This window comes from Bradyrhizobium sp. SPXBL-04, assembly GCF_051853035.1.
In the GTDB taxonomy this organism is placed as follows: Bacteria; Pseudomonadota; Alphaproteobacteria; order Rhizobiales; family Xanthobacteraceae; genus Bradyrhizobium; species Bradyrhizobium zhanjiangense.
The window spans coordinates 1529873-1549354 of record NZ_CP182472.1 but is presented as its reverse complement, the minus strand read 5'-3'; the positions used below and the strand labels follow the sequence as shown (position 1 = coordinate 1549354).

The following is a 19482-nucleotide window of genomic DNA, read 5'->3' as shown; positions in this document are numbered from 1 at the left end:
CTCCCGCAAGCGGGAGAGGTGGAGCGCACCGTCGCTGCCGTTACAACTCTAGTCCCTCTCATCACCACGTAACACCGGCCTGCTGCAACGCAGCGGCATGGGCTTGCTGCGAAAGCACGAATTGACTTCGTCCAAATCGTTGCAACAGATGAGCGCAGGATCGCGGTGATGACCGTGATCCAACGAAAAGCTCCGGGAGGGGACCAGAATGTTTGATCGACGCGACCTGCTCAAGGGAGCGGGTCTTTCCGCACTTGCGGCCACACTGAGCTCAACCAAGGCGCTGGCGCTCGACACCGTCACCCTGCCCTTTGCCAACGGCGAACGGCCGCTGGTGAAGTATCCGCAGAAGAGGCCGATGATCAGCCTGACCAGCCGGCCGCCGCAGCTCGAGACGCCTTTTGCGATCTTCAACGACGGCCCGATCACGCCGAACAACGCGTTCTTCGTGCGCTATCATCTCTCCGACATGCCCTACAATCTCGATCCCGACAAGTTCACGCTCGAGGTCAAGGGCAAGGTCGACAAGCCACTGAAGCTGTCGCTCAAAGACATCAAGAAGATGAAGGCGACAGAGATCGTCGCCGTCAACCAGTGCTCGGGCAACAGCCGCGGCTTCTTCGAGCCACGTGTCGCTGGCGGCCAGCTCGCCAACGGCGCCATGGGCAATGCGCGCTGGCGCGGCGTGCCGCTGAAGGCCGTGCTGCAGATGGCGGGCGTGCAGGCCGGCGCCAAGCAGGTCACCTTCAACGGCATGGACGGCCCGGTCAACGACAAGACGCCCGATTTCATCAAGGCGCTTGATATCGATCACGCCACCGACGGCGAGGTGATGCTGGCCTATGGCATGAACGGCGAGGACCTGCCGTTCCTCAACGGCTTCCCGCTGCGCCTGATCGTGCCCGGCTATTACGGCACCTACTGGGTCAAGCACCTCAACGAGATCACGGTCATCGACAACGTCTATGACGGCTTCTGGATGAAGTCGGCCTATCGCATTCCCGATACGCCGAACAATGCGGTCGAGCCGGGCACGGCGCCGAAGGCGACGATCCCGATCAACCGCTTCACCATCCGCTCCTTCATCACCAGCGTCCCGGACGGCGCCAAACTGAAGGCGGGAGCCAGGACCCTGCGCGGCATCGCCTTCGACGGCGGCAAGGGCATCAAGGAGGTCCAGGTCTCCACCGACGGCGGCAAGACCTGGACCAGCGCCAAGCTCGGCAAGGACCTCGGCAAATACTCGTTCCGCGAATGGAAGCTGCCGGTGAAGCTCGCCGCTGGCAGCCACGAGCTCAAGGTCCGCGCCACCGGCAATGGCGGCGAGACCCAGCCGGACACGCCGCGCTGGAACCCGGCGGGTTATTTGCGCAACGTCGTCGAAGCCGTCCGCGTGACCGTGGCCTGAAGGAGAATGATCATGCAGCGCACCGTTCTCCTCGCCATCTCCCTCGCCCTCGTCGCCGCGATCGGTTCGGCACTTGCGGCGCCGGTCAATTACAAAACCCCGGACGAGGTCGCCGCGTTCAAGCCCGGGCCCAATCTCGAGGTCGTGCAGAGCAATTGCGGCGCCTGCCACTCGTCCGACTACATCGCCACACAGCCGCCGATGAAGGACAAGAAGGCCTTCTGGCAGGCCGAGGTGACCAAGATGATCAAGGTCTATGGCGCACCGATCGACGATGCCGATGTCGCCAAGATCGTCGATTATCTGGCCGCGACTTATTGACGGATGGCGCGCGGCGTGCCGGCCATTTGACCGCGAAACGGGCAAAACCGGCAAAAACGCTGCGAAGTTGAGCGGAATTCGGCGAAACGCCGGTGTGGTTTGAGCTACCAAGCCTGCCACATTCCGCGTATCTTGTTAGGACCGAACCGGCCGGTTGGCGGGGACTGGCGGTTCGAGATCTCGGAGGAAGACCCGCGGAGAAGTCGTGATGGCTAAAGGTACGGTCAAGTGGTTCAACCCGACGAAGGGTTATGGATTTATCCAGCCTGCGTCGGGTGGCAAGGATGTGTTCGTGCATATCTCGGCAGTGCAGAAGGCCGGTCTGTCCACCCTCAATGAGGGACAGACGGTGGAATACGAAGAGATCGCAAACCGGGGCAAGACCTCCGCAGAGAACCTCAAAGTATAAGCCCGCGCCAGCCATTGCTGCCTCCCGGATCTGTCCGGGAGCGGGGCCAAAAAATTTTCAGAAGACGGCCAGTGCATTCGACGACAGGCGTTGCGATTGCACAAGGATAGCTATTTTTTCCGTGAAGACTGCTCAATCAACGCCACAGCAATGACAATCGCGACAGCACTTCGCTAACCCACCGGCAACGGTGCGTCGCGCTTGATCTCCTCCATCACCGCATAGGTTCGCGTCTCGCGCACGCCCGGCATCGACAGCAGGGTCTCGCCGAGGAAGCGTCGATAGGCGGTCATGTCTGCCAGCCGTGCCTTGACAAGATAGTCGAAGCCGCCGGCAACCATGTGACACTCCAGCACCTCGGGCGCGAGCTTCACGGCACGCGCGAAACGCTCGAAATTGTCGGGCGTTGTCTTGTCGAGCAGCACCTCGACGAACACCAACAGACCGAGGCCAAGCCGGTGCGGATTGAGCCGGGCGCCGTAGCCCTCGACAAAGCCCTCGCGCTGCAAGCGCTTCAGCCGCTCGCCGATCGACGTCGGCGACAGCCCGATGCGCTCGGCGAGCTCGACATTGGCGATGCGCCCATCCTCCTGCAAGATCGAGAGGATTTTCCGGTCTGTTCGATCAAGTTCCATATTTTGCGCGGCTAAACGTGTAATGACCTTCATTTTCTAAGGCAATTCGGTCAAATTGTCTATCGAGTTACGGTCACGCGGGCCTTATCCTGGATTTCAGCCACAGGACACGCCATGCCGAACATTCCGCCACCCTTCTCCGCCCCTTACGCGCCCGATGATAGTGACATCGCCGCGCGCCTGTTGCCGGCGTCGCATCTGAGCCCGCCGCAGGAGGCGCGGATCGACCGCACCGCGACGCGGCTGATCGAGGCAATTCGCAAGCGCGACGACCGGCTCGGCGGGGTCGAGGACATGCTGCGGGAGTTTGCGCTCTCGACCAAGGAGGGGCTCGCGCTGATGGTGCTGGCCGAGGCGCTGCTGCGCGTGCCTGACGCACGCACCGCCGACCAGTTCATCGAGGACAAGCTCGGCGAGGGCGATTTCATCCATCACGAGACCAAATCCACCGCCTTCCTGGTCAATGCCTCGGCCTGGGCGCTCGGCATCTCGGCGCGGGTGATCCAACCCGGCGAGACGCCTGATGGCACCATCGGCCGGCTGGTGAAGCGGCTCGGTGCGCCGGCCGTGCGCACCGCCACGCGCCAGGCGATGCGGCTGATGGGCAATCATTTCGTGCTGGGTGAGACCATCGAGCAGGCGCTGGAGCGCGGCCGGCCGCGCTCCGGCCAGAAGCCGCGCTATTCCTTCGACATGCTCGGCGAAGCCGCGCGCACGGCGGCGGACGCCAAGCGCTATTTCGACGCCTATGCGAGCGCCATTGAGACGATCGGCAAGACTGCCGGCAACCATCCCCTGCCCGACCGGCCCGGCATCTCGGTCAAACTGTCGGCACTGCATCCGCGCTTCGAGGCGATCAGCCGCGAGCGGGTGATGCGCGAACTTGTGCCACTGCTGCTGGACCTCGCGCAGCGCGCGAAGGCCCATGACCTCAACTTCACCGTCGATGCCGAGGAAGCCGACCGGCTGGAGCTGTCGCTCGACGTGATCGCGGCAACGCTCGCCGATCCCTCGCTTGCCGGCTGGGACGGATTTGGCCTGGCGATCCAAGCCTATCAGAAGCGCGCGAGCGCGGTGATCGACTATGTCGATGCGCTGGCCCGCGCGCATGACCGCAAGCTGATGGTGCGGCTGGTCAAGGGCGCCTATTGGGACACCGAGATCAAGCGCGCGCAGGAGCGCGGGCTCGACGGCTATCCCGTGTTCACGCGCAAGGCGATGACGGACCTGAACTACGTCGCCTGCGCGTCGCAGCTTCTCGCCTTGCGGCCCCGCATCTTCCCGCAATTCGCCACCCACAACGCGCTGACAGTCGCGACCGTGCTCGAGCTTGCCGGGAAGAGCGGCGGCTTCGAATTCCAGCGCCTGCACGGCATGGGCGAAGCGCTGTACGAGCGGCTTGCCAAGGACCATGCTGACATCGCCTACCGCACCTATGCACCGGTCGGCAGCCACCGCGATCTGCTCGCTTATCTGGTGCGGCGGCTGCTGGAGAACGGCGCCAACTCCTCCTTCGTGGCGCAGGCGGCCGATTATCGCGTGCCGGTCCCGGCGCTGTTGCAGCGCCCCGCCGATGCAATCGAACGTCCGCAACAGGCGGCTCATTCCAAGATTCCGCTGCCTCGCGATCTCTTTGCGCCGGAGCGCCGCAATTCGCGCGGCGTCGAATTCGGTGAGCGTGCCGCACTCGACCGGCTGCTGGCCGACGTCAAGGCCGCAGCGGCCGATCTCAAGCCCATCACTGACGCGACGCCGGATCGGGCCAACGCAGCAGTGACTGCGGCGCGAGCTGGCTTTGCCGCCTGGAGCCGGACGCCGGCAGCTGCGCGCGCGGCGGCGCTGGAGCAGGCCGCGCATCTGCTGGAGAGCCGCAGCGTCCATTTCATCGCACTGCTGCAAGCCGAGGGCGGCAAGACGCTGGACGACGCGCTGTCCGAGCTGCGCGAGGCCGCCGACTTCTGCCGCTACTACGCCGCGCAGGGCCGCAAGCTGTTCGGCGTTGATGCCGCCATGCCGGGCCCGACCGGCGAGAGCAATGCGCTCGCCATGCGCGGTCGTGGCGTGTTCGTTGCGATCTCGCCGTGGAATTTTCCGCTTGCGATCTTCCTCGGCCAGGTCACGGCGGCGCTGATGGCCGGCAACAGCGTTGTGGCCAAACCCGCCGAGCAGACGCCGCGCATCGCGCGCGAGGCCGTGGCCCTGCTGCACGAAGCCGGCATCCCCAACAGCGCGCTGCATCTCGTCACCGGCGACGGCCGTATCGGCGCCGTGCTGACCGCGCATGCGGACATCGCCGGAATCGTCTTCACCGGCTCGACCGAGGTGGCGCGCGACATCAACCGCGCGCTCGCCGCCAAGGACGGGCCGATCGTGCCGCTGATCGCCGAGACCGGCGGCATCAATGCCATGATCGCGGATGCCACCGCGCTGCCCGAGCAGGTTGCCGACGACGTCGTGACCTCGGCGTTCCGTTCCGCCGGCCAGCGCTGCTCGGCGCTGCGGCTCTTGTTCGTGCAGGAGGATGTCGCCGACCGCATGATCGAAATGATCGCAGGCGCTGCGCGCGAGTTGAAGATCGGCGATCCCAGCGATGTCGCGACCCATGTCGGGCCGGTGATCGATCGCGAAGCCAAGCAGCGTCTCGATGCCCACATCGCGCGGATGAAGACGGAGGCGCGGCTGCACCTTGCAGGCCATGCACCGGAGGGCTACTTCGTCGCGCCGCACATCTTCGAGCTCAAGGACGCCGGCCAGCTCACCGAGGAGGTGTTTGGCCCGATCCTCCACGTCGTCCGTTATCGGCCCGAGACCCTCGAACGTGTCTTGCAAGCGATCGAGCGCACCGGCTACGGGCTCACGCTCGGCGTCCACTCCCGCATCGACGACACCATCGAGGCGATCATCGATCGCGTCCAGGTCGGCAACATCTACGTCAACCGCAACATGATCGGCGCCGTGGTCGGCGTGCAGCCGTTCGGCGGCAACGGCCTGTCCGGAACTGGTCCCAAGGCCGGCGGCCCGCACTACCTTGCGCGCTTTGCGACCGAGCAGACCGTGACCATCAACACCGCGGCAGCCGGTGGCAATGCTGCGTTGCTTGCGGGGGAGGAGTGAGGCCCTGCGCCCGGCGCCGTTGCATCCCGGGGAAACATCGGTCTAATGCTCCCATGATGGGCTCGCGCCAATTCCAGCGCGCGGGAAACGACAAGAGCGAGGGAGCAACGCCGCGATGGAAAAGGGCATTTTTGCGGGGCTGAAGGTTCTGGACTGCGCGAGCTTCATCGCAGCGCCCGCGGCCGCGACCGTGCTGTCGGACTTCGGCGCCGACGTCGTCAAGATCGAGCCGCCCGGCACCGGGGATCCCTACCGCAATCTGCCGAATCTTCCGGGCTATCCGACTGGCGAGCACAATTTCGCCTGGCTGCTGGAGGCCCGCAACAAGAAGAGCATCGCGCTCGACCTCTCCAAGCCGGAAGCGCAGGCCGTGCTCTACAAGCTGGTGGCGGAGGCCGACGTCTTCATCACCAACATGCCGCCGCCGGTGCGCGCCAAGCTCGGCATCACCTATGACCATCTTGCCCATCTCAATGACCGGCTGATCTACGCCTCCTTCACCGGCTATGGCGAGAAGGGCGAAGAGGCCAACAAGCCCGGCTTCGACAGTAACGCCTATTGGGCGCGCTCCGGCCTGATGGACCTCGTCCGCGCCGATACCCACACGACACCCGCCCGCTCGGTCGCCGGCATGGGCGACCATCCCTGCGCGATGGCGTTCTACGGCGCCATCGTCACCGCGCTCTATCAGCGCGAAAAGACCGGCAAGGGCTCGCATGTCGCCTCCAACCTGATGGCGAACGGGGTGTGGGCGGCGAGCGTGCTGGCGCAGGCAAAACTCTGCGGCTCGAAGTTCGGCGAGCGGCGCCCGCGCGAGCGCGCGCTGAACGCGGTCGCCAACCACTACCAGTGCAAGGACGGCCGCTGGCTGATCCTGTCCTTGCTCAACGAGGAGCGGCAGTGGCCGACGCTGGCGCGCTGCCTCGGGCGCGAGGATCTGATCGACGATCCCCGCTTCGTCACCAAGGCCGACCGCCACGCCCGCTCGGTCGAGCTGATCAAGATTCTGGACGACACTTTCGCGACCAGGGATCTCGCCGAATGGCGCAATATCCTCGACGGCAATGGCCTCGTGTTCGGCGTCGTCGCCATTCTCGACGACATCCCGAACGATAAGCAGATGCTCGACAACGAGGTGCTGGTGCCGTTCGAGAACGACACCATGCTCACCATCAACAGCCCGATCTGGATCGATGGCGCCAGGAAGGTCCAGCCGCGCAAGCCGCCTGCCGTCGGCGAGCACAGTGACGAGATTTTGCGCGGCGCGGGATACGACGAGGCGGCGATCAAGCAGCTGCGGGCGAAGGGGGCGGTGGGGTAAGGCCGAGTCGCTCGCTCCGAACACCGTCATTGCGAGGAGCCCTTGCGACGAAGCAATCCAGACTGTATCCGCGGATGCATTGCTGGATTGCTTCGCTGCGCTCGCAATGACGATGTCGTACTATTCCGGTATAATTTCGCGACCACACTCGTCGTCGTGAGGCCCCCATGCCCAGCTATCGCCTGCACTACTTCCCCGAATCCGGCAACAGCTACAAGCTGGCGCTGATGCTCACGCTTTGCGGCGAAACGTTCGAGCCGGTCTGGACCGATTTCGGCGGCGGCGTCACGCGCACGGCGGAATGGCGCAAGGCCGTCAACGAGATGGGCGAGATCCCCGTGCTCGAAATCGACGGCGTGAAGATGACGCAGACGGCGCCTCTCCTGCTCAAGCTTGCCGATCAGTACGGGCGTTTCGGCGCAGAGACGGACGAGGAAAAGTTCGAGCTGTTGCGCTGGCTGTTCTGGGACAACCACAAGCTTACCGGCTACATGGCGACCTATCGCTTCATGCGCGCCTTCACCGAGAAAAACGACCCGCAGGTGCTGAAGCATTTTCGCCGGCGGCTCGAGGATTTTCTCGGCATCCTCGACGGACACCTCCAGCACAATGAATTCGCGATCGGCGCAAGGCCGACGGTCGCCGACATCTCGATGATGGCCTATCTGCACTATCCGAGCGACGAGCACGGCTTCGATTTTGCCGCGAGCCATCCCGCCATCCACGCCTGGCTCGGCCGCATGGCCGCCCTGCCTGGCTGGAAGCCGGCCTATGAGCTGCTGCCGGGAAAACGGATGACGAATTACGCGAAGTGAGGACGCCGGCTACTGCAGCGCCAACCAGCCGAGCGTGAACAGAATCCCACCGATGATAACCGCCATCGCGACCGCCCAGATACTGACGCGGATGCTGCCGGTGACCTGCTTGGCTTCCTCATTGCGCGCGATCTCGCGATTGCGCTCCTTGTTAGCCTCGCTCGTATCCGTCATGGGTCATCCAAATCGCTTGGTTGCTTTATCTTGCGCGTGATCCTTTGGAAAAACCGCTAGACACTTTTTCGGATCACGCGCTAACGCGTCTTGATGAAGCACATGCCGATGCGGCGCGAGGCCGCGGCAGCCTGACAGGTGAGACCTTTAGCACAGCTCCATGACGTAAAACTCTTGTCCGCCGTTCCCAATCCCGCAGTTTGCAGGGAACAATGCGCGCCCCAGCCGTCCTGATATTCGGTGCCAGCGAGTTCGCGGCTGCCACGGGTCTGCGGCCGGCTGGCAAATCCGCGTGAGAAATCAGGGCGCTTGCCCGCGGCGAATGCGGTCAGGATTTCACGGCGGCGGACCTGATCGCCGAAGAAATGCGGCGAGGCCGGCACGATGGCGGAATTGGACGGCTGGCCTGCAAGCCAATCCACGCCCGGGAAATGGAAGCCGCCGATGCCGCGAGTCTGGTGGCAACCGGCGCAGGTGACGTCGTTGAGGCGGCGCTGAAAGCCCGCGACCGAGCGGACGTTCTGCAGATCGATGCCGCGCGCGGCAGCCTGCTTCAAAGCACCGACCACGTCGTCATCGCTGAAAACGGGATCGTCCCTGCCCTCCGCTTTTCCTTCTCCCTGCATCATGCCGAACTCCGGCTGCAAGGCGGAGGCATCGAGCCCGGCGGGTGTCGGCACCACCGCAGACATCGCCAGGAATTTTTCGGGGATCAGCACCGTGCCGCGATCGAACTCGCGCAGATTTTCGGGCGCGAGCAACCAATCCCTGAAGCCGCGCCGAAGCGCATCGTCGGCAAGGATCCGGTCGCGGTCGATCTGGTTCTCCAGCGTCGATTCCTCGAACTGCTTGGTGGCAGTGTCGTACTTGAACACCTTGAGCAGATAGTCGGAACGGAAATCGTGCAGCGCCGATTTCGGCGCGACGGAGACCTGGATGTTGGTCTCGATACGATCGAGCATGGCGTCATTAGGGGAGAAGCCACTTCCGATCAGATCTTGCCAGTCGCTATTGTCGAGCCAGCGCCGCGCGATCTCGGCGCAGCTGACCGGATTGCCGTTCCCGTTCATCTGGCGCGCATCGCGCGCCTTCATCACCAGATTGAGCGTCATCGGCAGGCGCGTCGCGGTCTTGCCGCCATCCGGCCTGCTCTCGAAACGCGCGAGACGGTAGATCAGCCGGATCTCCCCACAGGACTCCTCCGAGACATAGGCGCGGTCCATGCGGTTGACGATGCCGACGAGGACGAAACGCGTGTCGCGCGATCTCAGATTGGCGAGGTCGAACAATTGCACGTCAAGACCCTCGCCAACGCCAATCGTCTCGCCCGGATATGTCGCCTTGTACCTGGAGATGTAGCGGTCGAATTCCGCATCGATCGCCGGCGGAATCGCTTTGAGCTGCGGCAGCGACGAGAACAGCAGGTCGGTCGTGAGCGGAACGTCCGCGTTCCGCTCCGGCCATAGCAGGCGCGCGATCTGACCGCGTCGCTCTGATCGAGCCGGCGCAACAGATCGGGATCGGTGATCGCCGTGCCGCGCGCCAGTTGCGCGTTCTCCCCAGCGGAAAGCGAAACGACGCCGCCCAACAATGCAGCGACAGCAACGAAAATTCGCAACGCGCGGCTCATGTCCCCAGTAACACCGCGCGGGGATGCCTATTCAAGCAAAAAGGCGCTTCACATGGTGGTGAAGCGCCTCTTCGAAAGTCGAATATCGGACGCTCAGCGCGCGACGATCAGGCCCTTGCTGGTGACGACCACCCAGCGGCCGTCCTGGCGGCGGATCGCATCGACGCGGCCGACGCCGGGGATGGGATCGCCGGGATATACTTCGTAGAGGCCGTCGCGGCCCTCGATCAGCGCACCGCCATTGGCGGCGTTGCGCAGCCTCCAGCCTTCGATCGTCGGCAGGCGGCCGACCTCGGTCTTGGGCGCGGCGGGCGTCGGAGCCGGGGCGGCCGCGGCGGTCGCGACCTGGGTCGGTGCGATCGAGCCGGTGGTCTCCTTGGCGGGCGCGGCGGCTGCGGCCGGCGCAGGGGCCGGCGGCGCGGCGCGCAGCTTGTCGACCGTCTCCGAGAGCTTGGCGATCTTGGCCATCGGCTCGGCCTGCGCCTTCTCGAGCTTGTCGAGACGGTCGTTGGCCCGGTTGAGCTGGCTGACGCCGGTTTTCGCGCTGTGCTCGACATTGGCCTTGAGCGCGACGAGATCGGCATCGATCCGCGCGACGGAAGCATCCAGCGCGCTGGTATCGGCGACCTGAACCGGCGCCGGGGCCGGGGCAGCAAAGTGCATCATGCCGGCGGTCGCGAGCGCGCCGCTGATCGCGCCGACGCAAGCGGCAATCGCCACCACCGCGGCCATCGCCGACAGGCGACGCTTGCCGGCGGTCTCGCGCGGTTCCTCCGCCTTGATGTGGGGAGCAAAATCCTCGCGGTCCCAGGAGCGCTCCGAGGGCGCCATCACGATCAGCTTGCCGGGACTCGGCTCGACCTTGGGTTCAGCCTTGGACTCGGCTTTGGGTTCAGCCTTGTGTTCAGCTTTGGCTTCGAACTTCGGCACCTCGATCCTTGGTGCCTCGATTTTTGGCGGCTCGATCTTGACCGGGTCGGGCTTGGGCGGTGCCTCGTGGTCGGGGGCGATCGAGGGGGCCTCGATCCCGGCAGCCTCGACGGCCTGCGGCGCTGTCGCTGCAGCTTCGACGGCGCCATGATCCAGGGCGGCCTGCTCGGGCATTGGTTCGCTCACGGCTCAAATACTCCAGTCTAGGTTGACCTTTTGGTAACTTTCATTGCTTGCGAAATCCTTACCTTAGGACCCGCTTACCGAAATTTTAGGAACTCGTCCGAGGCCGAATTTGGCCAGGAAAGTGGAACCGGCGTGGCAGCGTGCAACAAAATGTAATCGGGGCAAGATGAACGGCGGCGCAACGGCCGGGCCGTCACCCTTCGAGGCTCGCTGCGCTCGCGCCTCCAGCGACAATGGCTTCGCCGTTGCGCGAGGGTGGCGGTGAGAGAGTTGAGCAAGCTGCTCCAGCATCGTCATTGCGAGCGCAGCGAAGCAATCCAGAATCCCTCCGCGGGGACAGCCTGGATTGCTTCGCTGCGCTCGCAATGACGGAGTGCGCGGCGCCTACCTCGTCACATCACAGTCACATCAGCACCGGCGCATCCGGCAGCTCGTTCGAATGCGGTCCTTGCGGCGGAAAATGCCGCGCCAGCTCGCACGACACGGCCTCGATGCCGGCGATCACGCCGCGTTCGAACTGGCCCGACCTGAACTCGGCCTCCATCGCCCGGCAGATCTTTTCCCAGCCTTCCGCGCCAACCTTCGCGTCGATGCCGCGGTCGGCCACGATCTCGACGTCGCGGTCGGCGAGCAGGAGATAGATGAGGACGCCGTTGTTGTGCTGAGTGTCCCAGATGCGCAGATGCGAGAACACGTCGAGCGCTCGCGCGCGCGCCGGCTGGTTGCGGAACAGCGGGCGGCCATCAAGCGCGCCTTCGACCACGAAGCGGACCTGGCCGGAATGGGTGGCTTCGCCCCGCTTGATCGCCTGCTCGATGCGGTCGAGCACGGCTTGCGGGAAAATCTGCTTTGCCCGCCAATGATGCTGCACGAGGTGTCTGGCAATACGCTTCATGCTCATGACCTACCAGCTCCCCGAGGCGCCGCCGCCGCCAAAACTGCCTCCGCCGCCGCTGAAGCTGCCGCTGTCGCTGCCGCTCGATGAGCCGCTGCTCCAGCCGCCTCCCGATGATCCGCTCGACCACGAGCCGCCGCGCGAGGATCGCGTGCCTGGTCCCATCACCGAAAACAGATCGGCGATGAATCCGATGATGAAGCCGAGAATGCCGAGACCAATCGCGAGCGCAAGAGAGCCGAGAATGAGCCAGGTCAGCGCTGCGATGATGCCACCGGTCGCCAAGGACCCGAGCAGCCGCCCCAGCATGGCCCGGAAGAACCCGCCGACCCCGATCGAAGCAAACAGTGTCACGATGAAAAGCGGCGCGAGGTCGTCCAGATGGCCGAAGTTGACGGTCGGCGAGGGAACCGGCAGCGGCTCGCCGTCGACGACCCGGATCATGCGATCGACACCATCGCCGATGCCGCCGCTGAAATCGCCCGTCCTGAATTTCGGTGTGATGACTTCATCGATGATCCGCCGCGACGTGACGTCGGTGAGCGCGCCTTCGAGTCCGTAGCCGACCTCGATGCGCAAATGCCGGTCGTTCTTGGCGACGATGAGGATCGCGCCGTCATCGACCTTCCTGCGCCCGATCTTCCAGGCCTCGGCAACGCGGATCGAGAACTGCTCGATCGTCTCCGGCTGTGTCGTTGGCACGATCAGGACGGCGACCTGGCTGCCCTTGCGGTTCTCGAAGTCGCGCAGCTTTTGCGACAGCGCGGCGATGTCGCTGCTGGACAGCGTGCCGGTCTGGTCGACCACGCGGTCGGTGAGCTCCGGCACGGCGACGTCGGCGGAGGCTGGGGGCGCGAAGGCGAGACACAGCATGAGCAGGAGAACGCCGCGCTGTAAGAAGGCAGAACGGGCGCGCCAAAACCTCGCTGTCATCGCCCGGCTTGACCGGGCGATCCAGTATTCCAGAGACGCCAGAGGACTACGGTGAAGCCGCGGCGTACTGGATTCCCCGCCTTCGCGGGGAATGACGGCGGTGGGTGGGGCTAAGGGCATTCGCGAAACGATGCGTGCTTACTTCGACGGCGCCGGCGCCGGGTTGAAGTCCACCTTCGGCGCAGTCGAGATTTCTTTCTCGTTCTCGACCGAGAAGTTCGGCTTCTCCTTGTAGCCGAACGCCATCGCGGTCAGGTTCGTCGGGAACGATCGGACGGTGACGTTGTACTCCTGTACCGCCTTGATGTAGCGGTTTCGCGCCACCGTGATGCGGTTCTCGGTGCCTTCGAGCTGCGACATCAGGTCCTTGAACAGGGCATCGGATTTGAGCTGCGGATAGTTCTCAGTGACGACCAGGAGCCGCGACAGCGCGCTGGAGAGCTCGCTTTGGGCGGCCTGGAATTTCTGGAAGGCAGCGGGATCGTTCAACACCTCCGGCGTTGCCTGGATGCTGCCGACCTTGGCGCGGGCATTGGTGACGCCGAGCAGCACGTCCTTCTCCTGCTGGGCAAAACCCTTCACCGAGTTGACCAGATTGGGCACGAGATCGGCGCGGCGCTGATACTGGTTCACGACCTCGGACCAATTGGCCTTGATCTGCTGATCCTCGCTCTGGATCGCGTTGTAGCCGCAATTGGTCAGGCTCAGCGAGGCCAACGCCGCCAGCACGGTGAGGATCTTGCGCATCAAATTTCTCCCGGTGGAATCTGGTGCAAACTACCAGATTAAGCGCCTGAGAAAAGCAGCCGACTGACGCAAGCCTCTTGCCTATCCCTCGCCCACATAGTCAACTCGGGCAAAACAAGAACGGAAACGCCAGGGGAAAGCGATGAGCTCGTTCGAGACCATCCTCGTGGAGCGACCGGAGCCGGCGATTGCCCGGATCGTGATGAACCGGCCCGAGGCGCGCAACGCGCAGAACCTGCAAATGACCTACGACCTCAACGCCGCCTTCGATGCGGCGGTGCAGGACGATGCGGTCAAGGTCATCATCCTCGCCGGCAACGGTCCGCACTTTTCGTCCGGGCATGACCTGCGCCCCGGGGCTAAGAATGCCGCGGGCGTCGATTTTCCGCCGATCGGAAATTGGGGCGGTTTTGCCGAGCCCAATGCCCATGGCCGCTTCGCGCGCGAGCAGGAAATTTATCTCCAGATCACCCGGCGCTGGCGCAACCTCGCCAAGCCTGTTATCGCCGAGGTGCATGGCAAATGCATAGCCGGCGGGCTGATGCTGGCCTGGGCCTGCGACCTCATCATCGCCAGCGACGATGCGCAGTTCTGCGACCCCGTCGTCACCATGGGCGTCTGCGGCGTCGAATGGTTCGTGCATCCCTGGGAGCTCGGCCCACGCAAGGCCAAGGAATTCCTGTTCACCGCCGACAGCTGGAGCGCCCAGGAGGCGCATCAGCTCGGCATGGTCAACCAGGTCGTGCCGCGCGCGGAGCTGTCGTCGCGCGTGCTGGCGCTAGCGCGGCGGATCGCGACAAAACCGTCCTTTGCGCTGAAGCTGACCAAGGAGGCGGTGAACCGCTCGGTGGACGTGATGGGCCAGCCCGCCGCGATCGATCAGGCCTTTGCGCTGCATCAGCTCTGCCACGCCCATAATCTCCAGGAGTTCGGCATGATCGTCGATCCCTCCGGCCTGCATCCCTCCGTGCGCAAGCCGCCGGCGACGGAGTAGTCCCATGGACCTCAATCTCAGTGACGAGCAGCGCCTGCTGCGCGAGAGCGCGGAACGGTTCGTGGCCGAAAGCTACGATGCCGATCATCGCCGCAAGATGGCGAACGATCCGCTCGGCTTCAGCCCTTTGGTATGGAAACAGTTCGCCGAGCTCGGCTGGCTGGCGCTGCCGATCGCGGAGGAATTTGGTGGGCTCGGCGGCGGCGCGGTCGATGTCGGCATCCTGATGGAAGCTTTTGGCCGCGGGCTGGTGTCGGAGCCCTATGTCGCAACCGTGGTGCTGGGAGCCGCGCTGATCGCTAGATGCGGCACTACGGAGCAGAAGCAAGCGAGCCTGCCCAAGGTAGCGGACGGATCACTGAAGCTCGCATTGGCGCATTCCGAACGCGCGGCACGGTTCGATCTCGCCAAGGTCGCGATGGTCGCGGACAAAACGGCGCAGGGCTGGCGCCTTTCCGGCAGCAAGATCGCCGTCCTCGACGGCCATGCCGCGGACGAGATCATCGTCTCCGCGCATGTTCACGATCATCGGGGACCTTCGGGACGGATCGGCCTGTTCCTGGTGCCGGCGACGACGCCGAGCATTGCGATCAGCGACTATCAGCGCCTTGGCGGCGGACGGGCCTGCAACATCGAGCTGTGCGACGTGCATCTACCCGAAGACGCTCTGCTCGGCGACGGCAGCGATGCTCTGCCCGCGATCGAGTGGGCGGTCGATCGCGCCATGGCCGCGCTCGGTGCGGAAGCCGTCGGCATCATGCAGACGCTGCTCGACACCACGCTGGAATACACCAAGATCCGAAAACAGTTCGGCCGATCGCTCTCGGCCAACCAGGTGATCCGCCACCGCCTTGCCGACATGGCGATGCAGGTCGACGAATCCCGCTCGATGGCGCTGCGCGCTGCGCTGAAAGCCGACGCCGATCCCGTTGAACGCGCGCGGGCCGCCTCGGGTGCGAAGGCGAAGATCGGGAGGTGTGCGCGCTTCGTCGGCGAGCAGTCGATCCAGCTCCACGGCGGCATGGGCGTCACCGAGGAGCTCGAGGTCGGCGCGTACTTCAAGCGGCTCGTCGCCTTCGACACGCTGTTCGGCGGCAGCGCGCACCACTATGCCCGCCACGCCGCGCTGGGCCGCACCAAAGCGCCGGCCTGACACTGGGAGAGCCTCATGGACCTGTCGTTCAATGCCGAGGAGCGCGCCTTCCAGGACGAGGTCCGCGGCTTCATTGCGAAAAAACTCACCGAGGAGATGAAGCGCGCAACGGCGCTGACACCGTCGGTGTTCTCCGATCCCGACATCGGCATGGCCTGGCAGCGTGCGCTGCACAAGCAGGGTTGGGGCGCGCCGGGCTGGCCAGTCGAATATGGCGGACCGGACTGGACACCGGCGCAGCGCTGGATTTTCGAGACCGAATGCGCGAGCGCCGGCGTGCCCAACGTCAACGTGATGGGCGTGAAGATGGTCGGGCCCGTCATCATCGGTTTCGGCAGCCCCGAGCAGAAGAATTTTTATCTGCCGCGGATTCTCTCCGGCGAGGACTATTGGTGTCAGGGCTATTCCGAGCCGGGCTCCGGCTCCGATCTATCGTCGTTGAAGACGCGCGCGGTGCGCGACGGCGACGACTACGTCATCAACGGCACCAAGATCTGGACCACACATGCTCACCACGCCAACCGCATGTTCGCGCTGGTGCGCACCAGCGACGGGCCGCGGCAGCAGGACGGTATCAGCTTCATCCTGATCGACATGAAGACGCCGGGCATCACCACGCGCCCGATCCTCACCATCGGCGGCGACCACGAGGTCAACCAGGTGTTCTTCGATGACGTGCGCGTGCCTGTCGCCAACCGCGTCGGCGAGGAAGGCAAGGGCTGGACCTATGGCAAATATCTGCTCGAGTTCGAGCGCGGCTCGGGGATCGCCTCGGCAAAGCTGCGCGAGGGCCTGAAGGCGATCGCGGATCTTGCCGAGTCCGACCTGACGGGCCGCGCGATCGACAGCCCCGATATCGCAGCGCGCATCTCGGAGGTCGAGATCGACATCGATGCGCTGGAGATGACCGAGCTGCGCGTGCTCTCGGCGCTGCAGACCGGGCAAAATCCCGGCGCGGTGTCGTCGATCCTGAAGCTCCGCAACAGCGAAATCCGCCAAGCCGTGACGCGGCTCGGGGCCGACGTGATCGGCCACGACGCGCTCGCCGTCGAGCCGATGCGCCCGCTCTACAAGCTCAACCACGAGCCGGCGATCCCGGAGGAGATGCTGACGGTGATGCCGGAATATCTCAACGGCCGCGCCTATACGATCTTCGGCGGCACCTCCGAGATCCAGCACGACATCATCGCGAAGATGATGCTGGGGATTTGAGGCTCGAGCTGGCGCTGCATTCTCCGCTGTCGTCCCGGCGCAGGCCGGGACCCATACTCGGGGGAGAAGCTGTGGTGCGAAGCTGATAACCACCAGCATTCGCCAAATTTGACTCGGTGGTTATGGGTCCCGGCCTTCGCCGGGACGACGAGCTGAGTTTGGAGCAGCGACGGAGAACTCCTACCCCGCCCTTGCATCGCGGATGGCCTGCCAGATCTTCTGCGGCGTCAACGGCGTGTTCAGCTGGGTGATGCCGAGCTCGGCCAGCGCGTCCATCACGCCATTGGTGACGCAGGGCGGGCCGCCGATGGCGCCGGATTCGCCGCAGCCCTTGGCGCCGAGCGGATTGGTGCGGCAGGGCGCGGAATCATCCAGCGTCACCACGATCGGCGGCACGTCGTCGGCGCGCGGAATGCAGTAGTCCTGGTAGCTCGCGGTGAGGAGCTGGCCGTCGGCGTCATAGGCCACGCCCTCATACAGCGCCTGACCGATACCTTGCGCAACGCCGCCGTGAATCTGGCCCGTCACCAGCATCGGGTTGACGGCGATGCCGACGTCGTCGACGGTGGTGTAGCGCACGACGCGGGAGACGCCGGTCTCGGGATCGATCTCGACCTCGCAGATATGCGTGCCGTTCGGCCAGCTCGGACCATCCACCTCACCCTCGGAATCGACGCTGAGCTTGGCGCCGCTCTCCTTCTCGGCGAGATCGAACAGGCTGATGCGGCGGTCGGTACCGACCACGGTGAGCATGCCGCCCTGATACTCGATGTCCTCGACCGAGGTCTCCAGCACGTTCGCCGCCTTCTCGCGCGCCTTCTGGATCAGATCGTTGGAGGAGACCGCAACGGCCGTGCCGCCGACGAACAGCGAGCGCGAGCCGACGCTGCCAAAGCCCATCGCCAGATCAGTGTCGCCCTGAACCACGTCGATCTTGTCCATGGAGACACCGAGCGTGTCGGAGATCATCTGGGTGTAGGTGGTCTGCAATCCCTGCCCCATCGCCATGGTGCCGGAATGCAGGACGACGCGGCCCTGCGAGGTCGCGTGCAGGCTGACCTTCTCGGTATGCGCACGCCCGCCCGTCCATTCGATATAGGAGGTGAGACCGCGGCCGTAGAGCAAGCCCTTCTTCTTCGCGGCCTTCTTGCGCGCGGCAAAGCCATCCCAATCGGCGAGCTTCACGGCGCGATCGAGCATATGCGCGAAAGCGCCGGAATCATAAACCTGCCCTGCCGCGTTCGTGTAGGGCAGCTGCGCCGGCTTGATGTAGTTGGCTTTGCGGATCGCGCGCGGATCCATGCCGATCTTGCGCGCAGCAGCGTCGAACAGGCGCTCGACGATGAAAACGGCTTCGGGTCGGCCCGCGCCGCGATAGGCTCCGACCGGCGCGGTGTGGGTCATCACCGACTGCACCTCGAAATGCACCAGCGGCAGATCGTAGACGCCGGTCTGCACGAACGGCCCGAGCACCAGCGGGATGATGTTGGCCGCACCCGAGGAATAGGCGCCGGTGCAGCCGATCGACTTGACGCGATAGGCCAGCACCTTGCCCTTCTCGTCCAGCGCGAAGGAGGCGGTGGAGGTGAGGTCGCGGCCGTGGGTGCCGCCGACGAACTCGTCGGTGCGATCGCCGCGCCAGCGGATCTTCCGGTTCAGCTTGGTCGCGGCATAGGCGACGAGGCCATCTTCGGGATAGAGGTTGGTCTTCTGGCCAAAGCCGCCACCGATGTCGCCGACCAGCACGCGCACGCTGTCCTTGGGACGCTTCAGCACGGCTTCCGCCAGCACGTCGCGGGTCGAGGCCGGCGTTTGCGACTGCACGTGCAGCAGCAGGCGGCCGGTCTTCTTGTCGATCTCGGCAATGGTCGAGCGCGGCTCCATCGCGGAAGGAACGAGGCGCTGGCTGACGAGATCGAGCTCGACGGTATGCGCGGCCTTGGCAAACGCCTCGTCCACCTTGGCCGCATCGCCGTAAGCCATCGCGCCGACGATGTTGTCGGGCGCCTCCGGCCACACCACGGGCGCGCCGGGCTTTACCGCCTCGACGGGATCGACCACCGCCGGCTGCACGTCATATTCGACCACGATCGCTTCGGCCGCGCTCTGCGTCTCAGTGCGCGAGGCGGCCACCACTGCAGCGACCGCTTCGCCGGCATAGCGCACGACTTCATAGGCGAGCAGCCGGCGCGGCGGCACCGTCATCGGCTTGCCGTCGGGACGCTTGAAGATGTTGAGCGTCGGAATGCCACCGATGTCGTCCTTGACGAGGTCCGCGCCGGTATAGACGGCGGTGACGCCGGGCATCGACACCGCGGCGCTGGTATCGATCGAGACGATCTTCGCGTGCGCATGCGGCGAGCGCAACACATGCAACCACAGCGCGCCGTCCTCCGGCTTGTCGTCGATGAATTGCCCCTTCCCGGTGAGCAGCCGCTGATCTTCCAAACGCTTGACGGGCTGGCCCGCTCCGAAACGCAAATTGCCGGGAAGAATGTTCATTCCGTTATGTCCTTGAAATCCGGAAAACGACCGCGGCGGTTTTAGCCGATTTTGCAGTCGATACAACCGAGCCGCAGCACATCAGCATTGCGTGCCACGCCTC

16 protein-coding genes and 1 pseudogene are annotated in these 19482 nt (G+C 64.8%); 9 read left to right on the top strand and 8 right to left on the bottom strand.

The window, feature by feature from the left end; translation table 11 throughout:
* Nucleotides 1-208 precede the first annotated feature (208 nt).
* The 3 genes from sorA (at nt 209) to ACNJX8_RS07285 (ending at nt 2138) form a co-directional block, all read left to right on the top strand.
* Nucleotides 209-1408: a SorA family sulfite dehydrogenase catalytic subunit gene (gene sorA, locus ACNJX8_RS07295; RefSeq protein WP_439360068.1), complete on the top strand. Its 1200-nt coding sequence runs from the start codon at nt 209-211 to the stop codon at nt 1406-1408.
* A gap of 12 nt (nt 1409-1420) precedes the next feature.
* Nucleotides 1421-1729 carry a SorB family sulfite dehydrogenase c-type cytochrome subunit gene (gene sorB, locus ACNJX8_RS07290; RefSeq protein ID WP_439360067.1) on the top strand — a complete coding sequence of 103 codons (309 nt, stop codon included), beginning with the start codon at nt 1421-1423 and terminating at the stop codon, nt 1727-1729.
* A 208-nt stretch (nt 1730-1937) separates the two neighbouring features.
* Nucleotides 1938-2138 (top strand): cold-shock protein, encoded by a 201-nt coding sequence (locus ACNJX8_RS07285; protein WP_008563500.1) that lies wholly within the window; start codon nt 1938-1940, stop codon nt 2136-2138.
* Between the two features lie 173 nt (nt 2139-2311).
* Here ACNJX8_RS07285 and ACNJX8_RS07280 read toward each other — a convergent pair whose 3' ends face one another.
* A complete protein-coding gene (locus ACNJX8_RS07280; RefSeq protein WP_025032087.1) occupies nt 2312-2773 on the bottom strand; it encodes an Lrp/AsnC ligand binding domain-containing protein in 462 nt (153 codons plus the stop codon).
* Between the two features lie 114 nt (nt 2774-2887).
* Between ACNJX8_RS07280 and putA the strand changes: the two genes are divergently transcribed.
* The 3 genes from putA to ACNJX8_RS07265 all read left to right on the top strand — a co-directional run bounded on the left by putA (nt 2888) and on the right by ACNJX8_RS07265 (nt 8023).
* Nucleotides 2888-5887, top strand: a complete 3000-nt coding sequence (gene putA / locus ACNJX8_RS07275) for a bifunctional proline dehydrogenase/L-glutamate gamma-semialdehyde dehydrogenase PutA (RefSeq protein WP_439360066.1) — start codon at nt 2888-2890, stop codon at nt 5885-5887.
* 115 nt (nt 5888-6002) lie between these two features.
* Nucleotides 6003-7208 (top strand): CaiB/BaiF CoA transferase family protein, encoded by a 1206-nt coding sequence (locus ACNJX8_RS07270; protein ID WP_439360065.1) that lies wholly within the window; start codon nt 6003-6005, stop codon nt 7206-7208.
* Nucleotides 7209-7375: 167 nt separating this feature from the next.
* Nucleotides 7376-8023, top strand: a complete 648-nt coding sequence (locus ACNJX8_RS07265; RefSeq protein WP_249759946.1) for a glutathione S-transferase family protein — start codon at nt 7376-7378, stop codon at nt 8021-8023.
* Between the two features lie 9 nt (nt 8024-8032).
* Here ACNJX8_RS07265 and ACNJX8_RS07260 read toward each other — a convergent pair whose 3' ends face one another.
* The 6 genes and pseudogenes from ACNJX8_RS07260 to ACNJX8_RS07235 form a co-directional block, all read right to left on the bottom strand.
* Nucleotides 8033-8197: a hypothetical protein gene (locus ACNJX8_RS07260; protein WP_164934989.1), complete on the bottom strand. Its 165-nt coding sequence runs from the start codon at nt 8195-8197 to the stop codon at nt 8033-8035.
* A gap of 80 nt (nt 8198-8277) precedes the next feature.
* Nucleotides 8278-9827 (bottom strand): annotated as a pseudogene (locus tag ACNJX8_RS07255) (hypothetical protein).
* Nucleotides 9828-9920: 93 nt separating this feature from the next.
* Complete coding sequence (locus tag ACNJX8_RS07250) at nt 9921-10931, bottom strand: hypothetical protein (RefSeq protein WP_439361826.1); 1011 nt, start codon at nt 10929-10931, stop codon at nt 9921-9923.
* A 415-nt stretch (nt 10932-11346) separates the two neighbouring features.
* Nucleotides 11347-11844: a TPM domain-containing protein gene (locus ACNJX8_RS07245; RefSeq protein ID WP_439360063.1), complete on the bottom strand. Its 498-nt coding sequence runs from the start codon at nt 11842-11844 to the stop codon at nt 11347-11349.
* 3 nt (nt 11845-11847) lie between these two features.
* Nucleotides 11848-12771, bottom strand: a complete 924-nt coding sequence (locus ACNJX8_RS07240; protein WP_439360062.1) for a TPM domain-containing protein — start codon at nt 12769-12771, stop codon at nt 11848-11850.
* Nucleotides 12772-12909: 138 nt separating this feature from the next.
* The gene (locus tag ACNJX8_RS07235) at nt 12910-13518 is read right to left on the bottom strand and encodes a LemA family protein (protein WP_128931624.1); all 609 of its coding nucleotides are present in this window, start codon (nt 13516-13518) and stop codon (nt 12910-12912) included.
* 142 nt (nt 13519-13660) lie between these two features.
* On the opposite strand from ACNJX8_RS07235, the gene ACNJX8_RS07230 reads away from it, so the two are divergent.
* The 3 genes from ACNJX8_RS07230 to ACNJX8_RS07220 are packed head-to-tail and all read left to right on the top strand — an operon-like array spanning nt 13661 to nt 16877.
* The gene (locus ACNJX8_RS07230) at nt 13661-14512 is read left to right on the top strand and encodes an enoyl-CoA hydratase (RefSeq protein ID WP_128931623.1); all 852 of its coding nucleotides are present in this window, start codon (nt 13661-13663) and stop codon (nt 14510-14512) included.
* Nucleotides 14513-14516: 4 nt separating this feature from the next.
* Nucleotides 14517-15665 carry an acyl-CoA dehydrogenase family protein gene (locus ACNJX8_RS07225; RefSeq protein WP_439360061.1) on the top strand — a complete coding sequence of 383 codons (1149 nt, stop codon included), beginning with the start codon at nt 14517-14519 and terminating at the stop codon, nt 15663-15665.
* A gap of 15 nt (nt 15666-15680) precedes the next feature.
* Nucleotides 15681-16877 (top strand): acyl-CoA dehydrogenase family protein, encoded by a 1197-nt coding sequence (locus ACNJX8_RS07220; protein ID WP_439360060.1) that lies wholly within the window; start codon nt 15681-15683, stop codon nt 16875-16877.
* A 180-nt stretch (nt 16878-17057) separates the two neighbouring features.
* Here the strand turns inward: ACNJX8_RS07220 and ACNJX8_RS07215 are convergent, their stop codons facing one another.
* Nucleotides 17058-19379: a xanthine dehydrogenase family protein molybdopterin-binding subunit gene (locus tag ACNJX8_RS07215; RefSeq protein WP_439360059.1), complete on the bottom strand. Its 2322-nt coding sequence runs from the start codon at nt 19377-19379 to the stop codon at nt 17058-17060.
* Between the last annotated feature and the right edge of the window lie 103 nt (nt 19380-19482).